We start from the raw sequence: 24007 nt of genomic DNA on the forward strand, positions 1-24007 counted from the left end.
CTCCGGCGCGCCGTCTCCGCCGTCCCGCTCGAAGAGCCGGAGCCAACACCCTTCGATATGCTTGATGGTGCTCGTCTGACGACGGTCCGCAGCCCGGACCGCGGGGCGCGCGGGAGGTTTCCCGGCGCGGCGGGCGTACCAGGCGCGCGGCTGTCCGACCGAAAGTCGAAAGGACAGACATGCCGATCAAGTCCAGACGGAGAACGCTGTTCGCCGCTGCCACGGCCATGGGCGTGGCAGGGCTCCTCGCGGGGCCGGCCCCCGCGCAGGCAGGCCCGACACCTGCACTGGCACCTCCCTGTGCCGAGTACGAGTTCCCTTCGATCCTCCAGATCAACCAGGACAACGGAATCACCGTGCAGGTTCCCGTGTCCGGTTCGCCGCGCCATTCCGTCGGGCCGGGAAAGGCCATGTACGCCATCATCGGCAAGACGGTGGCGACGTTCGGCACGGTCTACGGCGGAATGAAGGGGAACCGCATCGACTTCACCGCGAACTGGGACCAGGGCCCGGGCGCAGGCCTCACGAACACCTATACGGGTCAAGTGGGCGCCGACGGGTTCGCGAGCGGCACCACCAGGAACAACGCGAACGCCACCAACACCTGGCGCTCCAGCGAGAAGATGTCCTGCGTGTACAAGCCGCCACAGCAGCAGCAGAATCCTCCCCCGCCGCAGAATCCTCCCCCCAAGCAGGAGAAGAGGACGGCCACGGTCACCGGTGAGGACGTGGACGTCTACGACGCCAAGAACGAACCGGACGGTGCCGGGCAGGTGATCGGCATCCTGCGCGTCGACCAGCAGGTCGAGCTCGTGGGCGACTGCGCCCCGGAATCCTGGTGCCAGGTCGCCGGAGCGAACGTCCCCGGCGGCAACGGCTGGGTCTGGGGGCACCTGAAGTTCTGACCCGGGCCGCACGGCACCGGGTACCGTCGGCCGGGCCGCTCCGGGCCCGATCCGAACGGTGCGGCTCAGGCCCGGATGACCTCCGGGCCGAGGCCGGCGATCTCGCCGGCCTGCGCGTCGGTCAGCCCGGTGTCGGTGACCAGCACGTCCACCTGCTCCAGGGCGGCGAACCGGGCGAAGTGCCGGGCGCCGTACTTGGAGGAGTCCGCGACCAGCACCACCCGGCGCGCTCCGGCCACCATGGCCCGCTTGACGGCCGCCTCGGCCAGGTCGGGCGTGGTCAGCCCGGCCTCCGCCGAGAAGCCGTTGGTCGCGACCACCGCCACGTCCGGCTGCAGTTCGGCCAGGTCGCGCAGCGCCCACGCGTCCACCGCGGCCTGCGTGCGGTGCCGCAGCCGGCCGCCGACGATGTGCAGGCGCAGCCCCGGATGCTCGGCGAGCCGGGCGGCCACGGGGAGCGCGTTGGTGACCACCGTGAGGGTGGAGTCGCGGGGGAGCAGGGCGGCCAGCCGGGACACGGTGGTGCCCGCGTCCAGCAGCAGGCTGCCCTCCTCCGGGAGCAGGGCGAGCGCGGCCCGGGCGATCCGCTCCTTGGCGGCCGCGGCGGTGGAATCGCGCTCGGCGAGCCCCGGTTCCAGGCGGAGCCCCCCGGCGGGGAGCGCGCCGCCGTGCACCCGGCGCAGCAGACCGGCCCGTTCCAGGGCGGTCAGATCCCGCCTGACGGTCTCCTGCGTGACTCCGAACTCCTCGGCCAGCGCGGGGACTTCGACGCGTCCGCGCTCCTGGGTCAGCTGCACGATCCGGTGCTGGCGCTCGGGTGCGTACATGGGATCGGATCCGTTCCGTTCCAGAGGGGTTGGTCCCGTTATGGGACGGACCTTACCCGCCATCCGGTCCGGCGGCGGCCCGCCCGCCCTGCCCGGGGCCTACGGGGCGAACGGCGCCCAGCCCTTCACCGCGAAGGCCCCCGCGTCCCGTGCCACCTCCAGCGCGCCGTGGGAGCCGAAGTGCGCCGGGACCAGCAGCGCGTTGTGGTCGGCGGCCCAGCCGAGCAGCCGGCGCCGGGTGGCCCGGGACTGCGCGGCGTCCTCGCAGAAGCAGCTGTTCGCGTCCGGCTCCATGATCTGCACCGGGCTGTGCAGCAGGTCGCCCACGAACACCGCCCGGTCGCCGCCGGAGGCGAGGGTCAGCACGCTGGAACCGGGGGTGTGCCCGGCGGCGAGGTCCAGCCGCAGGTTCGCGTCGATCCGGTGGCCGTCCTCCCACAGCACGACCTGGCCGGCCTCGTGGACCGGCGCCACGCTGTCCTCGAACACGCCGGCGTTGCCGTCGCCGAGGACGGACGGGTGTCCGTTCGCGGGGTTCCAGAACTCGAAGTCGTTCCGGTTGATCAGGTAGCGGGCGTTCGGGAAGGTCGGGACCCAGACGTCCCCGTCCAGCCGGGTGTTCCACCCGACGTGGTCCCCGTGCAGGTGCGTGTTGATGACGAGGTCCACGTCCTGCGGCTCGACCCCGGCCCGGGCCAGCTCGTCCAGGAAGGCCGTCTCCTGGCGGTCCCAGGGGGTGCCGGGGCGTGCCTTGTGGTTGCCGCCGCCGGTGTCCACGAGGATCACCCGGCCCTCGCTGCGCAGCACCCACGTCTGCAGCGCGACCCGTGACACGGGCGGCTCGCCGTCCGCGAAGTCGGGCCGCAGCCAGCCGGCGTGCTCCGACCAGACGTCCTCGCTGCTCCCGGGGATGAATTCGTGCGGGGTGAGCCCGAGCGGTCCGTAGTACTCGCGGACCCGGGTGACGGAGACGCTGCCCAGCTCGATGGTGTCGGTGTCGGTGTCGGTGTCGGTGGCGGTGGTGGCGGTGGTGTTGTTGTCGTTCATGGCCCCAACCCTGCGGCGGGCCCGGCGGGACAGCCACACCCTTCCCTGCCTATCCCCGGCAGGGTGAGGCTGGCCCGCGCGCGGCCCGCGATACTGGGCCGCATGGAAGGACAGAGCACCCTCGGCGCGTTCCTGCAGGCCCGCCGGTCCCGGCTGACGCCGGCGGACATCGGCCTCGACACGTACGGCGAGCGGCGCCGGGTCCCCGGCCTGCGCCGGGAGGAACTCGCCCTCCTCGCGGGGGTCAGCGCCTCGTACTACGCACGGCTGGAGCAGGGGCATTCGCACAACGCCTCGCCGGAGGTGCTGGACGCGCTCGCCCGCGCGCTGCACCTGGACGAGGCCGAGCGGCGGCACGTGCACGACCTCGCGGGCACGGCCGCCAGGCGGCCCGCCGCCCGGCGCCCGCCGGCGGAACGGGTCGACGGCGCGACCCGCCGGCTGCTGGAGTCCATGCCCGAGGTCCCGGCCGTCCTCACCGGCCGCCGGGCCGACGTCCTGGCCTGGAACCCGCTGGGGCACGCCCTGTTCGCCGGCCACCTCGACCCCACCGCACCCGACCGGCCCGCGGACCGGCCCAACATGGCCGCGCTGCTCTTCCTCGACCCGTACCTGCGCGAGCTGTACGGCACCTGGGAGTCCAAGGCCAAGGCCGCCGTCGCCAGCCTGCGGTACGCGGCCGGCCGCCACCCGGACGACGCGCTCCTCGGCGCCCTCGTCGGCGAACTCAGCATGAAGAGCGACGAGTTCGCCACCATGTGGGCCGACCACCGGGCCCGTCCCTGCGTCGCGGGCGAGCACCGGATGTGGCATCCGCTGGTGGGGACCCTGACCGTCACCCAGCAGGCCCTGAGCGTCAGCGACGACCAGACGCTCCTGGTGGCCACCGCTCCGGCCGGCTCCGAGGACCACACGGCCCTCCGGCTCCTCGCCCAGGCCACCGCCCCCTCCCGGGCCTGAACCGGATCCGGCCGCCGCCGCTCACCCCCGCGGCGGCCGGACCAGGCGGCGGACGGACTCCACCACCGCTTCGCGGTGCCGGGCCAGCCGCGCCGCCGCCCAGGGTTCGCCCGGGCCGCCGGTCGCGGGTCCGCCCACCGCGCCGGTCCACGCCTGCGCCAGCCCCATGACCAGCGTCAGCACGTCCGCCGGGTCGAGACCCGGGTCGACCAGCCCGGCACCCTGCGCCCGCTCCACCGCCGCGATCTTGCCCCGGTAGGACTCGGCCACGAGCTCGGTGGTCTCCGGCCGCTCCAGCTGCTTCCACTGCACCAGGCGCATCAGGTCGGGGTGCGCCACGAAGTGGTCGAAGACCGCACCCGCGTACCCGGGCAGGTCCTCCGCGTCGAACGGCACGGATTCCGAGCCCGTCTCAAGGGCCCGCTGGAGCACGGCGTCGAACAGCTGTTCCTTGTTGCCGTAGTAGACGTAGATGAGCCGCTTGTTCGCCTGGGCGGTCACCGCGATGCGGTCGATCCGGGCGCCGGCGATGCCGTACGCCGCGAACTCGGAGAACGCCGCGTCGAGCAGGCGTGCCTTGGTTGCGCTGGAATCCCGTGCCATGCCGGGCAGCCTAGCAAGTAACTATCCGGTTATTGACATCTCGCGCGCCCTGCGTGCAGACTCAAACTATCCAGTTAGTTACCTACCCCGTCCCACCCCCCGGAGGACACCATGGAGATCCGCGCACTCGGCGGACAGGGCCTGGAAGTCGGCGCCGAAGGCCTCGGCCTCATGGGCATGAGCGCCCACTACGGAGCCACCGACGAGACCGAGTCCCTCGCCACCATCGACCGCGCCCTCGCCCTGGGCGTCACCCTGCTCGACACCGCCGAGGGCTACGGCCCCTTCCTCAACGAGCAGCTCCTCGGGAAGGCCCTCCGCGGCCGCCGCGCCGCCGCCGTCATCGCCACGAAGACCGGAGTCGAGTTCACCGACGACGGGTCCTTCCGGGGCCACAACGGCACGCCCGACTACATCCGCCGCTCCGCCGACCGCTCCCTGCGCCACCTGGGCACCGACCACATCGACCTGTACTACCTGCACCGCGTCGACCCGGCCGTGCCCATCGAGGAGAGCATCGGCGCCATGGCCGAGCTGGTCGCCGCCGGCAAGGTCGGCCACATCGGGATCTGCGAGGCCGCCGCGGGCACCATCGCCCGCGCCCACGCCGTGCACCCGCTGGCCGCCGTGCAGACCGAGTACAGCCTCTTCGAGCGCGGCATCGAGCACGACGGCGTACGCGAGACCCTGCGCGAGCTCGGCATCGGCCTCGTCGCGTACTCCCCGCTCGGCCGCGGCTTCCTCTCCGGAGCCGTGACCAGCCCGGACGACTTCGCGGCCGACGACTTCCGGCGTACGGACCCCCGCTTCCAGGGCGAGAACTTCGACCGCAACCTCGCCGTCGTCGACCGCGTCCGGGTCCTGGCCGCCGAGAAGGGGGTCACCCCCTCCCAGCTCGCGCTCGCCTGGACCCTGCGGATGGGCGCCGTCCCGATCCCCGGCACCAAGCGCCGCCGCTACCTGGAGGAGAACGTCGCCGCGACCGCCGTCACCCTCACCGACGCCGACCTGGCCTCCATCGACGCCGTCGCGCCCCACGGCGTGGTCTCGGGCGACCGGTACGCACCCGAACTCATGGCGTCGCTGAACGGCTGACCCCCGTCCCGCGGATCAGCGCAGGTCGAGGAAGCGGTACTCGTCCAGGACCGCGAAGCCCGTGCTGTCGTACAGCCCCATCGCGACCTCGTTCCCGCCGAAGACGTTGAACATCATCGCCTCGTCGCCGCCCTGCCGGGTGGCCCACTCGCCGACGGCCATCGCCGCCCGGCCGTAGCCCTTGCCGCGGTGCTCCTCGTGCACCTCCAGCGAGAAGCCGAAGGTGACGCCCGGAAGGAACCCGTGGTTCACCCAGCCGGTGCCGACCACCTCCCCCTCGGCCTCCATCGCGTAGAAGGCGTGCCCCGGGGTCAGGTACCCCTGCGGGAGGTACTGGGCGAAGTCCCGGTCGGACTTCTCCCTGGCCTGCTCCGCGGTGAGGGCCCCGGCCCGGAGGATGTCGGCGATGTACGCGGCCTCCTCGGCGGCGTACCAGGCCGGGTACTCCTCCTCCGTGAGCCGGCGGACCGTCAGCCCCGGCGGCAGCTGCGGCTGTCCGGCCACGGCCCGCATGCGGTTCTGGCCCCGCACCGGGTAGTCGGCGAACGCCCCCGGGTCGCGCCCGCCGGCGAGGCGGACCTCCACCCGCTCGGCGCCGCGCCCGGCGCACCACCGCTCGGCCCACCCGCGCCCCCGCGCGACCGTGAGGTCGTGGATCCGGCCCACCACCGCACCGTTGTCCTCCGCCACCTCCACGGCTATCCATCCGGTGCCGTCCGTGGCCACCGTCCAGCCGTCGATCCCCTTCACGGCCCGCTCCAGCAGGGCCCGGGCCAGCGGCTCCGGACATCCCGCGGCCCGGTACCCGGCCAGCACCCGCTCTTCGAACCCGCCCCGCCACGCGCCCTGTTCGGCGACGATCTCGATCTCGTTCATCGGGCCAGCCTAGGCCGTGTCCTCCGGATCAGGCCGGGCCGGCGTCGCCACCGGCAGGCGGGGCCGACCGGATTCGAACCGGCGTCCTCGCGGTTTTGGAGACCGCGCGCGACGACCCCTGCGCTACGGCCCCGCCCTGCCGGGCAGACTACCCGCCGTGGATGATCTGGATCAGGTTGCCGCAGGTGTCGTCCAGAACCGCGGTGGTGACCGGGCCCATCTCCCTCGGCTCCTGCGTGAAGCGCACCCCGAGCCCGCGCAGCCGGGCGAACTCCGCCCCCACGTCGGCCACGGCGAAGGAGGCGGCCGGGATGCCGTCCCTGACCAGCGCCTCCTTGTACGGCCGCACCGCGGGGTGGCCGTCGGGCTCCAGCAGCAGCTCGGTCCCGTCGGGGTCCTCCGGGGAGACCACGGTCAGCCACTTGTCCGCGCCCAGCGGCACCTCGTGCTTCTTCACGAAGCCGAGTACATCCGTATAGAACCGCAGGGCCTTGTCCTGGTCGTCGACGAAGACGCTGGACAGGTGGATCCTCATCGGGTGCTCTCCCTCATGTCGGGCCGCTGCTCGACGACGCTGGTGCCGCTGCCCTCCTGGGACTCCCACGTCCACGTCTCCTCCAGCCGGAGCCGCCCGTCGGGGAGTTCCGTGACCACGGAGACGCAGTGCCCGGAGGCGGTCGAGCCGTCGTGGCGCAGCTGGACGTAGCGGAAGTCGACGGTGTCGTCCCTCCGCGTGCCGACCAGGTGTCCCCTGGCCACGTCCCCGCCACAGTACTCGGCCCAGACCCGGCCGTCCTGCTCGTGATAGTCGAATCGGGTCTGCCGGCCGACCTGGCCCGGCGCCTGGTCGGCTACGGGGACGAAGACGAGGCCGTCGAGCGAACGCGCCACGGGGGCTCCTGTGGGGAAGGCGGCCGCGGGCACGGGCCGCGGCCGGTCGGATGTCCGGGCCACCCTAAGGGGCTCCGGCCCGGCGGCTGATGGGAGCAGTGCGAGCTGCGGATCCGCCGGGCCCGTGGTGGCATCGGTCCCATGAAGGATCCCTTCGGATGTGACGAGCCGGCGCTGCCGGCCCGGGCGGGCGCCGTGGACCGGGCCGCCGCCCGCCGCGCGGTCGCCGCGCGCGCCATCGGGTCGGAGGACCTGGCTGCCCTGCTGGACATGATCGGCCTGTGGCCCGACGACGACCCGCCGCAGGAGCGGTGGCACGGCCGGCCGGCCGCCGGTTGAGCGAAGACCGGGCGCGGGTACGGTACTTCCGTGACGGGTGCGGAGCGACGCGCGGACCCGCCGGGGCCGCCGGTGGAGATCGTCCGCACCTGCCTGCGCGACGGCGGGGGCGGCAGCCCCACCGCCGTGGTGGACGAGGCGGAGTTCGCGGGCTGTTCGGCGCGCCGCCAGGGCCGGGCGTACGCGGCCTTCGACCCGGGCCCCGTGGAGCTGCGCACGCCCGGTGCGACCGAGCGCGACCTCGTCCTGCCCGCACTCGGCATCCCCCGCGGCGCCGCGGCTCCCGGTATCCGCGTGGCGTCGGTGGGACGGCCCCGGCTGCTGGTCCCCGTCCGCACGCGGTCCGCCCTGCGGGCCGTGTCCCCGGACTTCGGCAGGCTCCGGGACGCCTGTGACCGGCTGCGCCTGCTGGGCTGCTACGTCTACTCCGTGCCGACGTCCGAAGGCCGCGCCGCGGTCCGGATGTCCGCCCCGTCGATCGGCGTCGACGAGGACATCGCCAACGCCAACAGCACGGCCTGCCTGGCCGCCCACCTGGCCGGCCGGGGCCCCGGCGGACTCGCCGTCGACATGGGCGGCTCCCTCGGCAGCCCGTCCACCATCACCGCCACCGTCCGGCAGGGCCCCGCGGGCCCCCTGGTCCGGCTGGGCGGTACCGCCGAGGTCACGGACGGCATCCGGCTGCCCGCGCCCCGAGGCGGACCGGCCGCCCCCGGCGCGCTCAGGAGCCGTCGTCGTCCCGGTGCCGCCGCTCGTCGCGCCGCCGCCCCTTCTCCTCGGCGCGCCTGCTGCGGGCCGGAGTGATGGGCTCGGGGTGGACGGGGTCCTGGCTGGGCGGCTGCGGGCGCCCGCGCTCCTCGCGGGCCTCGCCGGGCTCCTCGCGCTTGTCCTTCGTACCGCCCATGACGGGTGACTCCTCGGTGCCGGGGGTGCGGGTTCCTCCTGTTCACCCTGACACGCATCGCCGCGGGCCGCCCCCCGTCGGACGGGGAGCATGGCGTGGGGGTGATGTGTTCCTCCGGTGCGGATGTGCCGCAGGAGGTGTGTGCGTTCCCCACCCGCCAAGGTGCGGACCCCCGCTCCGACTTGCGCGGCGGCACCGGACGCCGACGCGCCACGCCGCCGAAGGGTGGCCGGATCACTCTCTTGGCCGCTGTAGGGTGACGTGCGCCCGTCAAGACGGGCCTCCTGCACACTGATATTCCAACGGGGTCGAACGTGAAGCTTCGCCATGTCCGCGCGGTCGCAGTATTCGGAATCGCCGTTTTCGCACTGACCGGAGCCCGTGGCTCGCACGGTGCCAGCTGCGGCGGCGGCCACAGCTCCAGCTCCAGCTCCCACTCGGGTTCCAGCAGCACGAGCGGCGGCAGCCACGACAGCAGCAGCACCACCGGCAGCACCGGCACCGGCACGAGCAGCGGCACCAACTCCAGCACCACCACCGGCTCCGTCACGGGCGGTTCGAGGGACAAGGCCGAGCGCGACGTCCGCATCGACGGGTGCAAGCTGGACAGCAGCGGCAAGAACCTGGTCGCCAAGCTGACCGTCACCAACAGCAGTTCGCTGGACTACACGTACAACATCACGATGAAGTTCCGCGGCGACGCCACCTCGACCGCGGTCCCCGCCACGGCCATGGTGAGCAGCCTGAAGGTCAAGGCGGGCGCGTCCCAGCCGGCCGAGGCCACGACTCCGTACTTCGGCAAGACCAACGGCACCGAGTACAAGGAGTGCGTCGTCGTCAGCGCGTCGAAGAGCTCCTTCTGACGCGGCACGGGAGCGCTCGCCGCGGAGCCCCGCCCACCGTCCGCCGACGGTGTGCGGGGCTCCGCGGTTTCGTGACATGCGACACAGCGCCCTCGCCGGTCCGGCGGGCCGGGGCGACGCGGATCGCGGGCACACATTTCGCCATTTGTCCCTGTTTGGCGTTGACATGCCGCACTCCGCCAGAAACGGAATTGTGGACTCCTATTTCTTCCCTCCCAACGTTCCTGATGGGAGGTGGTTCTAGCGGCGCGTCAGCTGTGCCGGAAGGGGCCCGTACGAGGGCCATGCACGATCTTCCCGCCCTTTCAAGCCGGAGCCCGGAGCACTCGCGCGTCCGGCCCGCGCCGGCTTGCCATGCCCCTGCGGCCCTTCTAAGAATGGCGACTCCTCCGGCGCCCCAGCGGTCCGGCGCCGGGAGCTTCGCGATCACCGAGTGAGGTCCCGCATGAAGAAGCACCGTAAGAAGACGCACCACAGGAAAATAGCCGTCGCCGTCGGGGCGCTCGCCGTCGTGGCCGTCCCCACCGCCGCCATGGCCTGCCTGGACACCCAGGACACCGGCCGCGCCCGGCCCGCCGCGGAGCAGCCGGCCGTCCCCTCCGACACCTCCGGGGCCCCGCTCCCGGAGCAGGCCCCGGTCCCGGCCGGCGCTCCCGCGCAGCCCGCCGCCGAGGCCCCGGCCCCCCTGGCGCCCGTGGCCGAAGAGCCGGCCGAACAGCCCGCCGAGCCGGTCGCCGAAGCCGCGCCGCCCGCGCGACCGCAGCCGCAGCAGCCCCGGCCGGAGCCGGTGGAGGCCTCGGCCGAGCCCGCAGCTCCCGCCGCGCCGCAGGCCGCCGGGGCGCTCCCCGAAGCACAGGCCAAGGTCCTCGAACTCGTCAACCAGGCGCGCGCCGCGGCCGGCTGCCCCGCGCTCACCGCCAACGAGAAGCTCACCAAGGCCGCGCAGGACCACAGCGCCGACATGGCCGCGCACCGCAACATGTCCCACACCGGGTCCGACGGTTCCGACGCCGGCCAGCGCATCACCCGCGCGGGCTACCAGTGGCGGACGTACGGCGAGAACGTCGCCTACGGGTACAGCACCCCCGAGCAGGTCATGGAGGGCTGGATGAACAGCCCCGGCCACAAGCGGAACATCCTCGACTGCTCGTACAAGGAGATCGGCATCGGCCTCGCCCAGCCGGGCCAGTACTGGACGCAGGACTTCGGCGCGACGCGCTGACCCGCTCACACGCCGTCGGCCCGGGGCGCCCGTCAGGGTGACGCGGGGTCCTGGCCCGGCGTGCGTCCGATGTGCGCGGCCGTGATCAGGGCCGGCGCGAGGTTCTCCTTCCGCATCCGCTGGTCCACGTACAGCAGGGAGACCACCAGCTGCGGGTACCCCAGCTGGAACAAGGCGCTGACCACGGTGCCGAGCAGCAGACAGGCGGCGTACACGATGATCCCGATGATCATCGTGGCGGGCACCCCGTCGCCCGCGCCCGAGTCCAGCATGGAGGGGAAGAGCGCGAGGACGCCGACCAGGCCGAACGGCATCTGGATGGCGTAGCCGCCGGCCATCCCCACGAGGTACGCGAGCAGGGTGACGCCGAAGACGCGCCACCAGCTGCCCTGCACCAGGGCGGCCGACCGCCGCAGCGCTGCCACGGGGCGGAGGCCCTCGAACACCACCGCCGCGGGGGCGAGGCTGAACCGGACGGCGAGCCAGGCGGCCACGGGCATCCACGCGATGGCCACGAGGAACAGCAGGAACACGCCGACCGGTGTCCCGGAGCCGTCCCAGGCCATGATCGTCAACGGGAAGCCGACCGCGTAGACAAGGACGGCCGGCCCGGCCGCGACCAGCCCGGTCAGACAGACGGCGCCGAGCACCGAAGGCAGCCGCGACCAGCTGCGGCGCCACATGTCACCGAAGGTCGCGGTACGGCCGAGCACGGCCTCCTGCACCACCGCGGGGCACAGGGCGCCGATCGCCGCGGTGCCCAGCAGCATCACGAGCAGCAGGATGACGCCGCCCGGCAGCAGGGCCAGGAACACGGTCGCCACGTCGGAGCCGTCCGCGTGGGCATCCGAATCGACGGCGAAGACCTCGGAGAAGCTGCTGCTCGCCGCCGTGACCCCGATCACGATCGCCGCGACGACCAGCAGGAACCCGACGCCCTGTACCGCGAGCATGACGCCGACCAGCGGCTTCCAGTACCGGCGGAAGGCCTGGAAGGCGCCGCCGACCATCTCGCCCGGGCGGAGCGGCCGCAGGGGTATGACCCCCGGCTGCGGGGGCGGCTGGATCCAGCCGCCTCCCCACTGCGGCCCGTACTGCTGCGGGTGTTGTCCCCATCCCGCGTTGTGCGACATCCCTGTTCCCCCTCTTGAGCTGGAGGAACACGGTATCCCCTCGCACCCCGGGGCGGGGCGCGAGGGGTTCCGGGATCAGGTGTTGATGCAGGTGTTGCCGGCCGCCGGGTTGAGCAGGCCGATGACGTTGACCGTGTTGCCGCACACGTTGATCGGGATGTGGATCGGCGCCTGGACGACGTTGCCGGACAGCACGCCCGGCGAGCCGACGGCGTAGCCCTCGGCGTGGGCGTCGGCGACGGCGGTGCCGCCGGCGCCGAGGATGCCGGCCGCGGCCAGGACGGTGGCGGCGATCGCAGTTCGAATACGCATGTCACTCCAGAGTCGATGACGGAACGTCGAGACGTCGAGACGTCGAAGCAGGATCACACCGCCTCCGGGGGCCTCCCGCCCGGCATTCACCTGACCAACGGCGTGTTACGGCGCCGGGGGTGACCGGCGCCGCCCGAACGGGTGCCGAGGAGGCGGGGGAGGGCCGCCCCGGTTCCAGGCCGTTGTGTCACGTGTCACGTGTGGCGCCTTTGGGCCGTGGGCCCGCCCCGCGGCCACGATGGGCCCATGGAGATAGGCATCGCACTGCCCCAGTACGGCACTCACGCGCAGGCCGCCCGCATCGCCGGCTTCGCTCGCGACGCGGAGCACGCCGGTTTCGACTCGCTCTGGGTGGGGGACCGGTCGCTGACCCCGGTCGAGCCCAGCGACATCTACCCGGGCCACACGCCCGAGAACCCGTACCCGCCCGAGTACCGGACCTTCCTCGACCCGCTCACCGTCCTGACCGTCGCAGCCACCGCGACCCACCGCGCCCGCCTCGGCACGAGCACCCTCAACGCGCCCTGGTACCCGCCCCTGCTGCTCGCGCGCACCCTCACCTCGCTCGACCAGGTGAGCGGCGGCAGGCTGGACGCCGGCTTCGGGATCGGCTGGCTGCGCGACGAATACACCGCCGTCAACGCCGACTTCGGCCGGCGCGGCGAACGGCTCGACGAGATCCTCGACGTCCTCCACGGCATCTGGACCGAGGAGGAGTTCGGGCACGAGGGCACCCACTGGCGCATCCCGCGCGCCCACGTCGGCCTGCGCCCGGTCCAGCGGCCGCACCCGCCCGTCTACTTGGGCGGCTTCTCACCCGCCGCGATGCGCCGGGTCGGCCGCCGCGCCGACGGCTGGGTCGGCGCCGTCCTGCCGGCCGCGGCACTCGCCGGACTCTGGGCCACCGCCCGGCAGGCCGCCGAGGAAGCCGGCCGCGACCCCGACGCCCTGCGCCGCAACATCCGCTTCAACGCCAAGCCGGGCGCCTCGTGCGAGGAGATCGCGGCGGTCCTCGCCGGCATCCGGGACACGGGCGCCGACAGCTGCTTCGTCGACTTCCAGCAGTGCGTGCGGGAGCCGGACGAGGCGCTGGAGCTCGGCATCAAGGTCCTGGACCTCGTACGCGCCGGCTAGGCGGCGTACGGGCACGCGGCCGGCGGTTTCGTGGCGCCCGGCCGCGTGCCGTATAGTTGATCTCGAGCCCGCCGCCGCAGAACACGGCGAACGGGACGATGCGTTGGTGGTCCAAGGAAAGACACCCCACTTCCCGTGGGGGAATGCAGGTGCAAGGCCTGCCCAGCGCTCGAACGAAGGCCCCGGCCTCCTCACGGAGACCGGGGCCTTCCTGCTGCAACCCGCGACCCGGCCCGGGTGCGCCGGGTCCGCGCCCAGGTGTCCCTGATCATGCGGGTCGTGACCGCCGTCGTCGCGGCCGCGGCGATGCTCCTGACCTTCCCGAGCTTCCGCGCACTGGGCACCTCCGTGCTCGCCTCCGCCAAGATCATCGGCACCGCCGCCCGAACTCAGGCCGGATAGGTGAAGGAGCCCAGCGGCGGGGCGGAGAGGATCACGGTGCCGGCGCCGGGGCGCTCGGTGAAGGCCCGCGCCTCGGCGGCCCGCCGGAGCCGCGTGTCCCGGTCGTCGGCGTGCCAGGCGTCGCGCCGGGCATGGGAGTAGTCCCACGTGTCGTCGATCAGGCTGAGCGCGGTGTTGCCCGAGCTGCGCCCGAACTCCGCCTTCACGGCGGCCTCCTGGAGCGCGCTCTGGACGGCGGCGAGGTCGATGCGGGTGATCAGGACGCCCGGGGTGTCCGGTTCCCGGGTCGGCATGGGGGCCTGGGCGAGCAGCGACACCCCGGTGTCGAGGCGGTCGATGTTGTCGACCGTCGCGTCCTGGGCGTCCCGCACCGCGGCCCGCATCTCCCGGTGCAGCCAGAAGAACTCGTCGAGGTCGGCCTCGGTGAGGCGTATGCGCTGGTAAAGGGCGCGGAAGCGGGGATCGTGGTGCAGCGGGAGGACGGGGCCGGCGTGCAGGGCCACGCAGTCGTTGTACCCGGCCGTCACCGCGGCGTCGAGGTGGTGGAGGACCGGCTCCGCCTGGCCGCGTGTGAGGGCGATGCCGGCGAGGGCCGCGTGGCCCGCGGCCACGAGCCAGGTGCCGGCGGGGCCGAGGGCAGTGGCGCGCGCGACGACGTCCTGGAGCCCCGCGGGGACGTCCACGCGCAGCGGGACGCCGAAGAGACCGCTCGCGAGCGAGGAGAGGAAGTCCTGCCGCGGCGGCGCCGCCGCGGCGGCACTGTCGTTGAGGTGCGCCACCAGCAGCTCGTGAACACGGGCGGCCAGTGAGTTGACGGTGTCGGCCATGGACCTCCTCGGACGTCGGTGGTGAAGATCGGCGTGGTGCGGCTCCAGCATCGCCGACGACCCCCGCCGACGGCGACCGGTCCCGGCCGCTCCGATTTCCCACGCCCTGTCACTTCCCCCACACCGGCCACCTGTTGACGCACCGTCATGGCCTCGGTGCGCGTCGCCTGCGACTACGCCCAGGGCCGGATGGCCGGAGCCCGCGGCGTGATGCCGTGCCGCCGGGCGGCCCCGGTGCCGCGTCCCTGGTCAGTCAGGCAACTGACTCGCTTGCCGGTGGAGTCGGCGGCCGCGGCCCCCGTACGGGGTAACGGGCGGCGCGGGGCGGCTCCCGCGCGGTGAGGATCGGGGCATGGGCTTCCTCCTGCCGGTCCTCTTCGCGCTGTTCGCCGCGTTCAGCAACGCCCTCGCCACGGTCCTCCAGCGGCGGGCCGCGCTCACCGTGCCGCAGAGCGACGGCTTCCGGTTCGGCCTCGTCCTCGACCTGCTGCGCCGGCCGTCGTGGATCGCCGGGATCCTGGCGGTGATCGCGGCCGGGGTCGGCCAGGCCCTGGCGCTGGCGACGGGCGCGCTGTCCCTCGTACAGCCCCTGTTCGTGCTGGAGCTCCCGCTCGCCCTGCTCATCGCCTCGCTCCTGGCGCGCCGCCCGCTGCCGGGCGCGCTCTGGCTCGCCGTGGCGGGGGTGGTGGCCGGGCTCGGCATCGTGCTGGTGGCCGCCGCGCCCGCCGGGAACCGGACCCACGTCCCGTTCGACCGCTGGGTCCTGGCGCTGGCGGCCTGCGCGGCCGCGGTGACCCTGCTCGCCGTCACCGGACTGCGCCGGCCGCCCGGCCGGGCCCGGGCCGGATGCCTCGGCGCGGCCACCGCCGTCTGCTACGCGCTCACGGCCGCACTGATGAAGTCCGCCGTACACGTCCTCCAGGACGGCGGCATCGGCGCCTTCCTGACGGCCTGGGAGACGTACGCCTTCGCCGCGAGCGGCATCTGCGCCCTGCTGCTCCTCGAACACGCCATGCAGGGCGGCCCGCTGGTGGCCTCGCAGCCCGCGCTGACCCTCGGCGACGCCGGCGTCAGCATCGCCCTGGGCGTCCTGCTCTACGAGGAGCACCTGCGGGCCCACTGGTGGCTGCTCCCGCAGCTCCTGGGCCTCGCCCTGATCTGCGCCGGGGTCCTGGTCCTGGCCGGGACCGAGACCCCGGCGGAGCCGTCCGCGCCCCGCTGAACGAGCTCTTCCGCACCTTCATGGGCAACCACGCCGACGAGACGGACGTGGTGGACTTCTCTCCGGGATCAGCGGCGGAGGGACCCGGGTCCGGGACGGCGCCCCGCGCACCGGCATCGCCGTCGCCGCCCGCGCGGGACTGGCCACGCGCGGGGTCCTGTACGTCCTGGTCGGCGCGATCGCCCTGCGCATCGCCTTCGCGGCCGGGCGGGGCGGCGGCGGATCCGGCGACGAGCAGACGCGCGACGCAACCGCGAGCGTCCTGGAATGGCCCGGCGGCCGCTGGTGGCGGTGGCGGCGGGCCTGGTCCTGTTCGGCCCGTTCTCGTGGGCGGCGGCCGCCTGGCAGCGGGTCTGACGTCCGCCGCGGCGCCGCCGCCCACGCCCCGCGCTCGCCCGTACGCCGCCGATCGGCTCCCCGGGCCGTGTCGCCGCGCCCGTCACCGGTCACGGCGTGCAACCGTCTCCCCATGACCGAAGGCCTGACACCTCACCTCTCCGCGGCGCGCATCACCGTCCTGGGCGTCCAGCCCGGAAACCCGCCCTTCCGGATCATCGAGCTCGACGGGGAGTTCGTCGGCCGGGCCGAGTCGATGACGGACGTGCTCCTGGTCGCCGCCGAGGCCGGGATCACCATCCACGACCTCGACGACCTGGACGAGGTCCGCTGGGTGGGGGGCGGCAAGTTCACCTGGACCCCGCACTGACGGCGGAGCCGGCGCCCGTGCGGCGGTCAGGCCCCTTCGCCGAGGACGGTGCGGATCAGCGTCCGCTGGTCGTCCGACAGGCACGGGTCCTGGACGTCGAGGACCTCGCCGTCGACGGTGATGCGGTAGTGGTATCCGTCCGCCACGGACGAGACGGCCCGGCGGGCGAGCTCCTCGACCCGCGCCGCGTCCTGCCGCCCCGCGGTGTCGAGCGCGCGGAGCTTCTCGGCTCCGGTGAAGCCGCCGGTACGGGTGACCGTGATCAGCATGACCGTTCCTCCGGTTCCTGTGTGCCCGCGCGGGCTCCGCGCGGGGGGCGGCGCGTCGCCGCCCCGGACGCGGGTGCCCCCGATACCGGCCCGTTCCCCCCGGACGGCGGGGAACGGCCGGAAAGCGTCGGCGCGGGGCCCGGAGGGGCGGGAGCGGGTCAGGGACGCGGCAGCGGGCGGCGGCCCCAGGCCGTGAGCATGCCGGGGCCCAGTTCGGCCAGGCCGGGGGAGTCCAGGTAGGCGAGGGCCTCGTCGAAGACGACCGGTTCGAGCCGGCCCGGCGCCAGCAGGTCCGTCCGCATCCGCTGCCAGGTCTCGCGCCAGAACGCGGCGAGCGGAGTGCCGGGTGTCAGGGGCGGGCAGACCAGCTCGGCGGCGACCTCGGCCAGACCGGCCGCGCGCAGGACGTGCGGGTAGTCGAGCACGGCCCCGACGTCCGTGCCGATGGTCTCCGCGAGGGTGCGCCACATGGCGTCCAGGGTGCGCCGGTACGCGGAGCGCGCGTCGGCGGGGTCGGGTACGTCCGCCGCGTCGCTGAGGACGAGGTACCCGCCGGGCCGCAGACGCTTGGCGAGGCGGTCGACGAGGGCCCGGCGCTCGGGGAGGTGCATCAGTACGAACCGGGCGTGGACCAGGTCGAAGGAACCGAGCTCCGCCTCGTCGTCCAGCCGGGTCAGGTCGTCGGCGAGCACCCGGAGCCGGGGTCCCGCGAGCGGCGCCAGCCGGCTCGTGTCGCGGTCCAGGGCGACGACCTCGTCGACCCCGGCCTCCTCGGCGAGCCACCGCGCGACGGTGCCCGTACCGGCACCGACCTCCAGGCAGCGCCAGCCGGGCCCGACACCGAGCGCGAGCAGCCGCTGCCGGGTGAGCGGGTCGTAGACGAGGGCGGCGTGGTCGATGCGCTCGCCCTCACCGGGCGCCTCGGGCCGGAACAGCGCCTCGCCGTACCGTCCCGCGCGTCCCGCGTGCGCCGTGCGCTCCTCGGGGGATGCTGCTGACACCGCGACTCCTTCCGCCGGACGGCCCCGTACCGCCCGGCCTGAAGGATCGCCCGCCGGCCGCCGGGACACCGGCATTGGGCCGGTCGGCGGCGCGCCCCGGCGCCACCCCGCTCAGGCGGTGGCGCGCCGCGCGGTGAGCAGCAGGTACTCCCACTCCATGGCCCCGTCCCGCAGGGCCCCGGCCGCCAGGTCGGCCAGCGCCCCGTCCAGGGCCGCGGTCCGCTCGGGATCGTCGGCGACGTTCCGGTAGACGGCGATCGTCGGCCCGTACGCGGCCTTGAAGAACTCCCGGAACTCCTCCGGCTCCCGGAAGGCGTCCACGCGCAGCGACCGCCGGCGCGCCTCGACGCCGGTGACGCGGTCGCCGAGCAGCGTCCGCACGTGCTCCTCGTTCCCCCACAGCGGGGGCGGCTGCGCTCCCGGCGGGGGCGGCGGGGCGTACGGCTTCATGGCGGCGAACATCTGCCCGATGAAGCCCTCCGGGGTCCAGCTGAGCAGCCCGATCGTCCCGCCGGGCCGGCAGACCCGCACCAGCTCGTCGGCGGTGGTCTGGTGGTGCGGGGCGAACATGACCCCGACGCAGGACATCACCGTGTCGAAGGCCCCGTCCTCGAACGGCAGCGCCTCCGCGTCCGCCTCCTGCCAGCTCAGCACGGCACCCCGTGCCTCGGCCTCCTTGCGCCCCACGGCCAGCAGCTCGGGCGTGAGGTCGGAGGCCACCACGTCGCCGCCGGCCAGCGCGGCCGGGATGGAGGCGTTGCCCGACCCCGCGGCGACGTCCAGTACCCGGTCGCCGTCCCGCACCCCGCAGGCCTCGACCAGCGCGGGCCCGAGCCCCGCCACGACCTGAGTGGCGACCGCCGGGTAATCGCCGAGTGCCCACATCGTCCGGTGCTTCGCCTTGAGCGCGCGGTCGGCCTCGCGCGCGTCCGCCGTGTCCGTCATGCCATCCGCCTCCCTCGTCCGTGGGGTCACCGTGACCGTCCTCCTTCGAGCATAGGAACCCGGCGGGCGCCCGGCCCGGCGGCGGCGGGCACGCGTCCGTTCGGGTGGATTCCGGGCGGAGGCCCGGCGTGCCGTGGGCACCGCCGCATCCGCAGAAACGATCGGGCCTTGGTAGGACGGGCGCGTTCCCGCTCGACCGAAAGGTGCCCGCCCATGCCCTCCACCCGCCACGCGCCGGAACCGGCGGTCCCCGAACCGGCGGCCCCGGAACCGGTGGCCCCAGAACCGGTGGCCCCGGAACCGGTGGCCCCGGAACCACCCCGGACCCGCCGCCGCGGCCGCCTCGCGGCGCTGCTCTGCGGCGTCCTGCTCGCCGCCGCACTGCCCCTGGCCGCCGGCGCGCCCCGGGTGGAGGCGGCCGTGAACCTCGTCGAGTACCCCGTCGCCAACCCGAGCACGCCGGTCGGCATCACCGCCGGCCCGGACGGCAACCTGTGGTTCACCGAGGTGGCCAAGGACAAGATCGGCCGGATGAGCCCGGCCGGCACCCTCATCGCCGAGTACTCCGTGCCGCCGTTCAGCACCCTGCACGACATCACCACCGGCCCTGACGGGAACCTCTGGTTCACCATGCAGACCTTCGACTCCCGGGTCGGAAAGGTCGACACGAACGGCACCGTCACCATCTACCCCCTGCCCGAGCAGTTCATCGAACCCACCGGCATCACCGCGGGCCCCGACGGCGCCCTGTGGTTCACCGAGCAGAACGCCCACCGGATCGCCCGGATCACCACGACCGGCGCCGTCACGGAGTTCCCCCTGCCCGCGGGCTCCGGCCAGCCGTCGTACATCACCACCGGCCCTGACGGGAACCTCTGGTTCACCGAGATCGGCGACAACCTGATCGGCCGCATGACCCCGTCAGGCGTCGTCACCGAGTTCCCGGTCCCCGGCGGCGGCGGTCCGACCGACATCACCACCGGCCCCGACGGGAACCTCTGGTTCACCGTCTTCGGCGACAACCGGATCGGCCGGATCACCCCGGCCGGCGCCATCACCCAGTTCGACGTCCCCTCGGACGGCGGCTCGCCCCAGCCGCAGGACATCGTCGCAGGCCCGGACGACAGCCTCTGGTTCACCGGACGCAACAGCGGGCGGATCGGCCGGATCAGCACCGCCGGCGTCATCGCCGAGTTCCCCCTGCCCTCCTCGGAGCGGGGCCCCTGGGGCATCACCAAGGGCCCGGACGACAACATCTGGTTCGCCGAGACCGCCGGCTTCATCGGCCGCATCGCCCTGACCGACGCCGACCTCGCCGTCACCAAGGCCGACCCCGGCTCCGACCCCGTCGTGGAGGGCCAGAACGTGACCTACACGCTCACCGCCTCCAACAACGGCCCCCAGACCGCCGAAGGGGTCGTCCTCAAGGACACCCTGCCCGCCGGACTCCAGTTCGTCTCGGCCTCCGCCGGGTGCACCGCGGCCGGTTCCACACCGGACGTGGTGACCTGCGCCGTCGGTACGCTCACCGCCGGAGCGAGCGCCGCGCGGACCATCACCGCCCTCGCCACGACCGAGGACGTCCTCACCGACACGGCTGCCGTGGCCGGCGCGGTCGACGACCCGGCCCCCGCCAACGACATCGCACAGGAGACCACCACCGTCGACGCGACCACCTGCTTCGGCGAGCAGCCCACCATCACCGGCACCCCCGGCAACGACCTGCTGGGCGGGACCCCCGGCCGCGACGTCATCCTCGCCCGCGGCGGCAACGACACCGTCAACGCGGGCGCCGGCGACGACCTCGTCTGCGCCGGCCCCGGGGACGACCGCGTCACCGGCGGCCCCGGCACGGACCGCGTCGCCGGCGGGACCGGCAGCGACATCCTGCACGGCAACCCCGGCAACGACACCCTGACCGGCGACGCCGGAGACGACTTCCTCTTCGGCGACGTCGGCGACGACAGCCTCGACGGCGGCCCCGGCACCAACACCAACGACGGCGGCCCCGGCACCGACGTCTGCGCCAACCCCGCCACGGGCACGGGCTGCCCCTGACCCCCACGGGGTGCCGGCCCGCACGGCGGCGCCGGCACCCCGCACGCCCTCACCCTTCCGACAACCGCCATGCCGCCAGCGCCAACCCCGCCCGGTACAGCCCGGGCGCCCCCGTCAGGTCGAGCCCCAGGACCCGGCCGATCTGCTCGATCCTGCGGGCCACGCTGCTGTGGTGCAGGTGGAGCAGGTCGGCCGCCCGGCGCAGCGACCCCGTCGCGCAGTACGCGTCCAGCGTCTCCAGGTCCTCGGGGCCGCCGGCCAGCCGGCCCAGCGCCACCACGTCCGGGTTGCCGCGCAGGACGTCCCGCGGCACCTCCGCCAGCAGCGCCAGCGCGCCCAACGCGGCGTGGTCGACGACCGGTTCGCGCGCGGTGGCGAACCGCAGGGCGGTACGGGCCTCCCGCCACGCCACGTCCGGCCGCTCGGCCGCGCCGATGCCCGCGTACACGCCCTCCGGGAACCGGTCCGGCTCCACGGCCGCGGCCAGGACGACACCCACCCCGGCGACCACCGCCCCCTTCACCGGCCGCCCCGGACAGACCAGCCCGCCCACCCGGTCGAGGGGCATCCGCCCCGGCCGCACCGCGGCCACCCGCACCGGCGTACCGGCGGCGAAACCCAGCAGCCGCAGCGCCCGCGCCCTGGCCGCCTCGTCGGTGCCGACACCGATCACCAGCTCGACGAGGGCCGGATCCGCCATCGTGGTCCGGGCCGGCCCGTACCGTTCGACGGCGGCGGCGACGGCGATGGCCAGCCGCTCCAGCAGCACCTCGTCGAGCGGCCCGGCCGGACCCGGCCGCTCCAGCCACACCGAGCCGATCTCCTCCTCGTCGAGGACGACCGGCACTGCCCCGGACACCGGCGCGGGCGACGCCCCCCGCGGAGCCTCGACACCGTCGGGCGAGACACGGATCGTCCGGCCCGTCCCGTACAGCCGGACCCCGGCGGCGCACTCGGCCAGCCCCGCCGAGGCCCGGGCGAGCGCGGGGAGGTCCACCCGCCGGCGCATCAGCGTGTCGTAGAACGCGACGATGCGGAGCGCCCCGTCCACGTAGGGATCGAGTCCCGACAGCCGTACGGCGAGAGCCTCCATGCCGCAAGCATAGAAGGCCCGGCCGGCCCGCCGGGGGCGCCGATCGGCGCGCGATCGGGCCCTGATGCCCGACGGACGGCGGACGACCCGGCACCGCCCGCCCGGTGAGGATGTCCGTCATGGACCCCGAACTCGAAGCATTCGTACCCTTCTTCCCCAAGACCGACCTCGGCGACCCGGTCGCCGCCCGCAAGGGCTTCGCCGAACTGGCCTCCGCCGTACCGGCACCCGATACCGCGGACATGGAGGTCGAGGACCGCACCGTCGCCGCCGACCCCGACGTCGCCGTTCGCGTCTACCGCCCGCACGGCGCCGAGGGCGCCGTCGTGTGGATGCACGGCGGCGGATTCACCATGGGCGACCTCGACACCGAGCACCCCTGGGCCGGCCGCATCGCCGCCGGCTCCGGAGCGGTGGTGATCTCGGTGGACTACCGCCTCGCCCCCGAACACCCCTTCCCCGCCGCCCTGGACGACGCGTACGCCGTCCTCTCCTGGACCGCCGAGAACGCCGCCCGCCTCGGCATCGACCCGGCCCGCATCGCGGTCGGCGGCCACAGCGCCGGCGCCAACCTCGCGGCCGCCACCGCCCTGCGCGCCCGCGACCACCACGGACCGGCGATCCGCTTCCAGCTGCTCAACCAGCCGGGCCTCGACGACCGCCAGGACAGCTGGTCGGCCCGGAACTTCACCGACACGCCCTGGTTCTACCGCGACAAGGCCACCGCCGGCTGGCGGCACTACCTGGGCCCCGGCCCCGGCCCCGCGACCCCGTACGCCGCGCCGGCCCGGGCGACCGACCTGTCCGGCCTGCCCCCGGCCTACATCTCCACCGCGGAGTTCGACCCGAACCGCGACGAGGGCCTCGACTACGGGCTGCGCCTGCTCCGGGCGGGCGTACCCGTCGAGATCCACCAGTGGCCCGGCACCTTCCACGGTTCGCAGGCCCTCCTGTCCGCCGAGGTCTCCCAGCGCCAGAACGCCGAACTCGGCGCCGTCCTGCGCCGCGCCCTCGCGGGCTGAACCTCCCACCCCCCCCGAAAGGAGCACCACCATGCCGACCCGGCCGAAGAAGCTCCGCCTCGCCCTGTGCGCGGGCGCGGCCCTGCTCACCACCGCCACCGCCGCACCCGCCGTGGCGGCCCCCGCACCGCACGGAACCACCCCCGCGGAGCTGCGGGCGGCCATGGACGCCGTCCACCGGGCGGGCGTACCAGGGGTGTACGGCGAGGTCCGCGCCGACGGCCGGACCTGGCGCGGCGCCTCCGGGGTCGCCGACGTCACGACCGGACGCCCCGTCAGCCCGGACCTGCGCCACCGCGTCGGCAGCATCACCAAGACCTTCACCGCCGCCGCCGTCATGCAGCAGGTCGAGCGCGGCCGGATCCGGCTCGACGCGCCGATCGGCGACCACCTCCCCGACCTGGTGCCGGGAGAGCGCGGCAGGAAGATCACCGTGCGGATGCTCCTCAACCACACCAGCGGCCTCCCCGACTACGTCTCCTACGCCTTCCCGTCCATCCGGACCGGCTCGGCCGCGAGCCTCGACGACAACCGCTACCGGCGCTTCAGCCCGGCCGAACTGATCCGGCTGGGCCTCGACGCACCGCCCGCCGGCGAGCCCGGCGGCCCGACGGGCGTGTACTCCAACACCAACTACCTGCTGCTCGGCGAGCTCCTGGAGCGGGTCACCGGCACCCCGGCGCAGGAGTACATCACCCGCGACGTCATCCGCCGCGCCGGCCTGCGGCACACCTCGTTCCCGTCCGGCCCGGAGATCGAGGGCCCCCACTCCCGCATGTACGAGGCCGCGTTCGGCCTCCTCGACCCGCCGCGCGACTACAGCGCCTACGACATGTCCTGGGCCGGGACGGGTGCCGCCCTGGTGTCGACGATGGCGGACGTCAACCGCTTCTACGCCCTGCTCCTCGACGGCAGGATCGTCAGCCGCGCCTCCCTCGACGAGATGCGGCGCACCGTCCCGGTCCGCCACCTGGACGGCAAGACCATCCAGTACGGCCTCGGCCTGCACAAGGTCACCATCCCGGGCTGCGGCACCTTCTGGGGCCACGACGGCTCGGCCTGGGGCGCCGGAACCATGTCCATGACCCGCGCCGACGGCAGGCGCCAGATGTCCGTCGCCGTCAACCTCCAGCGCTGGACCGCGCCCGACCCCGCCGGCGGCAGGCCCCCGCACCCCATCGACACCGCCCTGAACGAGCTGTACGACGAAGCGATGTGCGACGGCAGGGACACCGGCGGGCACGGCACTTCCTAGGTGTATTGACCCGCAGCGTTGTTCACGCGGCTGATGGGCGGGTTTCCGCCCAGTGCTGTGTGGCAGCGGTGGTGGTTGTAGGTGTGGAGGAAGTCT

The 24007-nt window shown here is 74.2% G+C and carries 26 protein-coding genes, 1 tRNA gene and 2 pseudogenes; 14 read left to right on the top strand and 15 right to left on the bottom strand.

Annotation, left to right across the window (positions count from 1 at the left end; translation table 11 throughout):
* The first annotated feature begins 179 nt into the window (after window positions 1-179).
* Window positions 180-905, top strand: coding sequence for a hypothetical protein (locus tag ACQKM2_RS21280; protein WP_427711838.1), 726 nt, complete (start codon window positions 180-182; stop codon window positions 903-905).
* 65 nt (window positions 906-970) lie between these two features.
* On the opposite strand, the gene ACQKM2_RS21285 is transcribed toward ACQKM2_RS21280, so the two are convergent.
* Both ACQKM2_RS21285 and ACQKM2_RS21290 read right to left on the bottom strand, forming a co-directional pair.
* Window positions 971-1732, bottom strand: a complete 762-nt coding sequence (locus tag ACQKM2_RS21285) for a DeoR/GlpR family DNA-binding transcription regulator (protein ID WP_427711840.1) — start codon at window positions 1730-1732, stop codon at window positions 971-973.
* Window positions 1733-1831: 99 nt separating this feature from the next.
* The gene (locus tag ACQKM2_RS21290) at window positions 1832-2779 is read right to left on the bottom strand and encodes an MBL fold metallo-hydrolase (RefSeq protein WP_427711842.1); all 948 of its coding nucleotides are present in this window, start codon (window positions 2777-2779) and stop codon (window positions 1832-1834) included.
* Between the two features lie 102 nt (window positions 2780-2881).
* On the opposite strand from ACQKM2_RS21290, the gene ACQKM2_RS21295 reads away from it, so the two are divergent.
* Window positions 2882-3739 (top strand): helix-turn-helix domain-containing protein, encoded by an 858-nt coding sequence (locus ACQKM2_RS21295; protein ID WP_427711844.1) that lies wholly within the window; start codon window positions 2882-2884, stop codon window positions 3737-3739.
* Between the two features lie 21 nt (window positions 3740-3760).
* Here ACQKM2_RS21295 and ACQKM2_RS21300 read toward each other — a convergent pair whose 3' ends face one another.
* A complete protein-coding gene (locus ACQKM2_RS21300; protein ID WP_427711846.1) occupies window positions 3761-4342 on the bottom strand; it encodes a TetR family transcriptional regulator in 582 nt (193 codons plus the stop codon).
* A 111-nt stretch (window positions 4343-4453) separates the two neighbouring features.
* On the opposite strand from ACQKM2_RS21300, the gene ACQKM2_RS21305 reads away from it, so the two are divergent.
* The gene (locus ACQKM2_RS21305) at window positions 4454-5437 is read left to right on the top strand and encodes an aldo/keto reductase (protein WP_427711848.1); all 984 of its coding nucleotides are present in this window, start codon (window positions 4454-4456) and stop codon (window positions 5435-5437) included.
* 15 nt (window positions 5438-5452) lie between these two features.
* Here ACQKM2_RS21305 and ACQKM2_RS21310 read toward each other — a convergent pair whose 3' ends face one another.
* The 4 genes from ACQKM2_RS21310 to ACQKM2_RS21325 form a co-directional block, all read right to left on the bottom strand.
* Window positions 5453-6313 carry a GNAT family N-acetyltransferase gene (locus ACQKM2_RS21310; protein WP_427711850.1) on the bottom strand — a complete coding sequence of 287 codons (861 nt, stop codon included), beginning with the start codon at window positions 6311-6313 and terminating at the stop codon, window positions 5453-5455.
* 58 nt (window positions 6314-6371) lie between these two features.
* Window positions 6372-6446 (bottom strand) — tRNA-Trp (locus ACQKM2_RS21315).
* Window positions 6447-6461: 15 nt separating this feature from the next.
* On the bottom strand, window positions 6462-6848 hold the full coding sequence (locus tag ACQKM2_RS21320; RefSeq protein WP_427711851.1) for a VOC family protein: 387 nt from the start codon (window positions 6846-6848) through the stop codon (window positions 6462-6464).
* Window positions 6845-7204 (bottom strand): hypothetical protein, encoded by a 360-nt coding sequence (locus ACQKM2_RS21325; RefSeq protein ID WP_427711852.1) that lies wholly within the window; start codon window positions 7202-7204, stop codon window positions 6845-6847. Before ACQKM2_RS21325 ends, ACQKM2_RS21320 begins: the two co-directional genes overlap by 4 nt.
* Window positions 7205-7345: 141 nt before the next feature.
* Here ACQKM2_RS21325 and ACQKM2_RS21330 point away from each other — a divergent pair, with 141 nt between their 5' ends.
* From ACQKM2_RS21330 to ACQKM2_RS21345, 4 genes are all read left to right on the top strand, one after another.
* Window positions 7346-7543 carry a hypothetical protein gene (locus ACQKM2_RS21330; protein ID WP_427711854.1) on the top strand — a complete coding sequence of 66 codons (198 nt, stop codon included), beginning with the start codon at window positions 7346-7348 and terminating at the stop codon, window positions 7541-7543.
* A gap of 30 nt (window positions 7544-7573) precedes the next feature.
* Entirely contained in the window at window positions 7574-8347 is a 774-nt protein-coding gene (locus ACQKM2_RS21335; RefSeq protein WP_427711856.1) for a PhzF family phenazine biosynthesis protein, read from the top strand.
* Between the two features lie 414 nt (window positions 8348-8761).
* A complete protein-coding gene (locus ACQKM2_RS21340) occupies window positions 8762-9310 on the top strand; it encodes a hypothetical protein (protein WP_427711857.1) in 549 nt (182 codons plus the stop codon).
* A 445-nt stretch (window positions 9311-9755) separates the two neighbouring features.
* Complete coding sequence (locus ACQKM2_RS21345) at window positions 9756-10532, top strand: CAP domain-containing protein (protein ID WP_427711859.1); 777 nt, start codon at window positions 9756-9758, stop codon at window positions 10530-10532.
* A 32-nt stretch (window positions 10533-10564) separates the two neighbouring features.
* On the opposite strand, the gene ACQKM2_RS21350 is transcribed toward ACQKM2_RS21345, so the two are convergent.
* Both ACQKM2_RS21350 and ACQKM2_RS21355 read right to left on the bottom strand, forming a co-directional pair.
* On the bottom strand, window positions 10565-11665 hold the full coding sequence (locus ACQKM2_RS21350; protein ID WP_427711861.1) for a hypothetical protein: 1101 nt from the start codon (window positions 11663-11665) through the stop codon (window positions 10565-10567).
* A gap of 75 nt (window positions 11666-11740) precedes the next feature.
* Complete coding sequence (locus ACQKM2_RS21355) at window positions 11741-11977, bottom strand: chaplin (RefSeq protein ID WP_427711862.1); 237 nt, start codon at window positions 11975-11977, stop codon at window positions 11741-11743.
* Window positions 11978-12223: 246 nt separating this feature from the next.
* Between ACQKM2_RS21355 and ACQKM2_RS21360 the strand changes: the two genes are divergently transcribed.
* Window positions 12224-13111, top strand: coding sequence for a TIGR03619 family F420-dependent LLM class oxidoreductase (locus ACQKM2_RS21360; RefSeq protein ID WP_427711864.1), 888 nt, complete (start codon window positions 12224-12226; stop codon window positions 13109-13111).
* A gap of 216 nt (window positions 13112-13327) precedes the next feature.
* A pseudogene (locus tag ACQKM2_RS21365) lies at window positions 13328-13507 on the top strand (mechanosensitive ion channel family protein); the annotation flags it as partial.
* On the opposite strand, the gene ACQKM2_RS21370 reads toward ACQKM2_RS21365, so the two are convergent.
* Window positions 13501-14340, bottom strand: coding sequence for a hypothetical protein (locus tag ACQKM2_RS21370; protein ID WP_427711866.1), 840 nt, complete (start codon window positions 14338-14340; stop codon window positions 13501-13503). The pseudogene ACQKM2_RS21365 and the gene ACQKM2_RS21370 overlap by 7 nt on opposite strands.
* A 352-nt stretch (window positions 14341-14692) precedes the next feature.
* Here ACQKM2_RS21370 and ACQKM2_RS21375 point away from each other — a divergent pair, with 352 nt between their 5' ends.
* Complete coding sequence (locus ACQKM2_RS21375) at window positions 14693-15562, top strand: DMT family transporter (RefSeq protein ID WP_427711868.1); 870 nt, start codon at window positions 14693-14695, stop codon at window positions 15560-15562.
* 469 nt (window positions 15563-16031) lie between these two features.
* Window positions 16032-16268: a hypothetical protein gene (locus ACQKM2_RS21380; protein WP_427711870.1), complete on the top strand. Its 237-nt coding sequence runs from the start codon at window positions 16032-16034 to the stop codon at window positions 16266-16268.
* Window positions 16269-16294: 26 nt separating this feature from the next.
* Here the strand turns inward: ACQKM2_RS21380 and ACQKM2_RS21385 are convergent, their stop codons facing one another.
* The 3 genes from ACQKM2_RS21385 to ACQKM2_RS21395 all read right to left on the bottom strand — a co-directional run bounded on the left by ACQKM2_RS21385 (window position 16295) and on the right by ACQKM2_RS21395 (window position 18483).
* The gene (locus ACQKM2_RS21385; RefSeq protein WP_427711872.1) at window positions 16295-16537 is read right to left on the bottom strand and encodes a protealysin inhibitor emfourin; all 243 of its coding nucleotides are present in this window, start codon (window positions 16535-16537) and stop codon (window positions 16295-16297) included.
* Window positions 16538-16695: 158 nt separating this feature from the next.
* Window positions 16696-17538, bottom strand: coding sequence for a class I SAM-dependent methyltransferase (locus ACQKM2_RS21390; RefSeq protein WP_427711874.1), 843 nt, complete (start codon window positions 17536-17538; stop codon window positions 16696-16698).
* A 111-nt stretch (window positions 17539-17649) separates the two neighbouring features.
* Window positions 17650-18483 carry a class I SAM-dependent methyltransferase gene (locus ACQKM2_RS21395; RefSeq protein ID WP_427711876.1) on the bottom strand — a complete coding sequence of 278 codons (834 nt, stop codon included), beginning with the start codon at window positions 18481-18483 and terminating at the stop codon, window positions 17650-17652.
* 213 nt (window positions 18484-18696) lie between these two features.
* Between ACQKM2_RS21395 and ACQKM2_RS21400 the strand changes: the two genes are divergently transcribed.
* The gene (locus ACQKM2_RS21400) at window positions 18697-20541 is read left to right on the top strand and encodes a virginiamycin B lyase family protein (protein WP_427711877.1); all 1845 of its coding nucleotides are present in this window, start codon (window positions 18697-18699) and stop codon (window positions 20539-20541) included.
* A gap of 49 nt (window positions 20542-20590) precedes the next feature.
* Here the strand turns inward: ACQKM2_RS21400 and ACQKM2_RS21405 are convergent, their stop codons facing one another.
* On the bottom strand, window positions 20591-21634 hold the full coding sequence (locus ACQKM2_RS21405) for a helix-turn-helix domain-containing protein (RefSeq protein WP_427711879.1): 1044 nt from the start codon (window positions 21632-21634) through the stop codon (window positions 20591-20593).
* A 119-nt stretch (window positions 21635-21753) separates the two neighbouring features.
* Here ACQKM2_RS21405 and ACQKM2_RS21410 point away from each other — a divergent pair, with 119 nt between their 5' ends.
* Window positions 21754-22656 carry an alpha/beta hydrolase gene (locus tag ACQKM2_RS21410; protein ID WP_427711881.1) on the top strand — a complete coding sequence of 301 codons (903 nt, stop codon included), beginning with the start codon at window positions 21754-21756 and terminating at the stop codon, window positions 22654-22656.
* Between the two features lie 31 nt (window positions 22657-22687).
* Complete coding sequence (locus ACQKM2_RS21415) at window positions 22688-23911, top strand: serine hydrolase domain-containing protein (RefSeq protein ID WP_427711882.1); 1224 nt, start codon at window positions 22688-22690, stop codon at window positions 23909-23911.
* Here the strand turns inward: ACQKM2_RS21415 and ACQKM2_RS21420 are convergent.
* Window positions 23908-24007 (bottom strand): annotated as a pseudogene (locus tag ACQKM2_RS21420) (IS481 family transposase); the annotation flags it as partial. The gene ACQKM2_RS21415 and the pseudogene ACQKM2_RS21420 overlap by 4 nt on opposite strands.

It is taken from the genome of Streptomyces sp. NPDC004126 (assembly GCF_050275515.1).
Classification (GTDB): Bacteria; Actinomycetota; Actinomycetes; order Streptomycetales; family Streptomycetaceae; genus Streptomyces.

What these genes read in the sequence shown, in the direction of transcription:
- ACQKM2_RS21300 (WP_427711846.1), bottom strand. Translation starts at nt 4,342, where the DNA reads ATGGCACGGGATTCCAGCGCAACCAAGGCACGCCTGCTCGACGCGGCG.
- ACQKM2_RS21345 (WP_427711859.1), top strand. Translation starts at nt 9,756, where the DNA reads ATGAAGAAGCACCGTAAGAAGACGCACCACAGGAAAATAGCCGTCGCC.
- ACQKM2_RS21385 (WP_427711872.1), bottom strand. Translation starts at nt 16,537, where the DNA reads ATGCTGATCACGGTCACCCGTACCGGCGGCTTCACCGGAGCCGAGAAG.
- ACQKM2_RS21330 (WP_427711854.1), top strand. Translation starts at nt 7,346, where the DNA reads ATGAAGGATCCCTTCGGATGTGACGAGCCGGCGCTGCCGGCCCGGGCG.
- ACQKM2_RS21415 (WP_427711882.1), top strand. Translation starts at nt 22,688, where the DNA reads ATGCCGACCCGGCCGAAGAAGCTCCGCCTCGCCCTGTGCGCGGGCGCG.
- ACQKM2_RS21355 (WP_427711862.1), bottom strand. Translation starts at nt 11,977, where the DNA reads ATGCGTATTCGAACTGCGATCGCCGCCACCGTCCTGGCCGCGGCCGGC.
- ACQKM2_RS21350 (WP_427711861.1), bottom strand. Translation starts at nt 11,665, where the DNA reads ATGTCGCACAACGCGGGATGGGGACAACACCCGCAGCAGTACGGGCCG.
- ACQKM2_RS21280 (WP_427711838.1), top strand. Translation starts at nt 180, where the DNA reads ATGCCGATCAAGTCCAGACGGAGAACGCTGTTCGCCGCTGCCACGGCC.
- ACQKM2_RS21320 (WP_427711851.1), bottom strand. Translation starts at nt 6,848, where the DNA reads ATGAGGATCCACCTGTCCAGCGTCTTCGTCGACGACCAGGACAAGGCC.
- ACQKM2_RS21305 (WP_427711848.1), top strand. Translation starts at nt 4,454, where the DNA reads ATGGAGATCCGCGCACTCGGCGGACAGGGCCTGGAAGTCGGCGCCGAA.
- ACQKM2_RS21395 (WP_427711876.1), bottom strand. Translation starts at nt 18,483, where the DNA reads ATGACGGACACGGCGGACGCGCGCGAGGCCGACCGCGCGCTCAAGGCG.
- ACQKM2_RS21285 (WP_427711840.1), bottom strand. Translation starts at nt 1,732, where the DNA reads ATGTACGCACCCGAGCGCCAGCACCGGATCGTGCAGCTGACCCAGGAG.
- ACQKM2_RS21410 (WP_427711881.1), top strand. Translation starts at nt 21,754, where the DNA reads ATGGACCCCGAACTCGAAGCATTCGTACCCTTCTTCCCCAAGACCGAC.
- ACQKM2_RS21370 (WP_427711866.1), bottom strand. Translation starts at nt 14,340, where the DNA reads ATGGCCGACACCGTCAACTCACTGGCCGCCCGTGTTCACGAGCTGCTG.
- ACQKM2_RS21360 (WP_427711864.1), top strand. Translation starts at nt 12,224, where the DNA reads ATGGAGATAGGCATCGCACTGCCCCAGTACGGCACTCACGCGCAGGCC.
- ACQKM2_RS21375 (WP_427711868.1), top strand. Translation starts at nt 14,693, where the DNA reads ATGGGCTTCCTCCTGCCGGTCCTCTTCGCGCTGTTCGCCGCGTTCAGC.
- ACQKM2_RS21310 (WP_427711850.1), bottom strand. Translation starts at nt 6,313, where the DNA reads ATGAACGAGATCGAGATCGTCGCCGAACAGGGCGCGTGGCGGGGCGGG.
- ACQKM2_RS21405 (WP_427711879.1), bottom strand. Translation starts at nt 21,634, where the DNA reads ATGGAGGCTCTCGCCGTACGGCTGTCGGGACTCGATCCCTACGTGGAC.
- ACQKM2_RS21380 (WP_427711870.1), top strand. Translation starts at nt 16,032, where the DNA reads ATGACCGAAGGCCTGACACCTCACCTCTCCGCGGCGCGCATCACCGTC.
- ACQKM2_RS21290 (WP_427711842.1), bottom strand. Translation starts at nt 2,779, where the DNA reads ATGAACGACAACAACACCACCGCCACCACCGCCACCGACACCGACACC.
- ACQKM2_RS21295 (WP_427711844.1), top strand. Translation starts at nt 2,882, where the DNA reads ATGGAAGGACAGAGCACCCTCGGCGCGTTCCTGCAGGCCCGCCGGTCC.
- ACQKM2_RS21400 (WP_427711877.1), top strand. Translation starts at nt 18,697, where the DNA reads ATGCCCTCCACCCGCCACGCGCCGGAACCGGCGGTCCCCGAACCGGCG.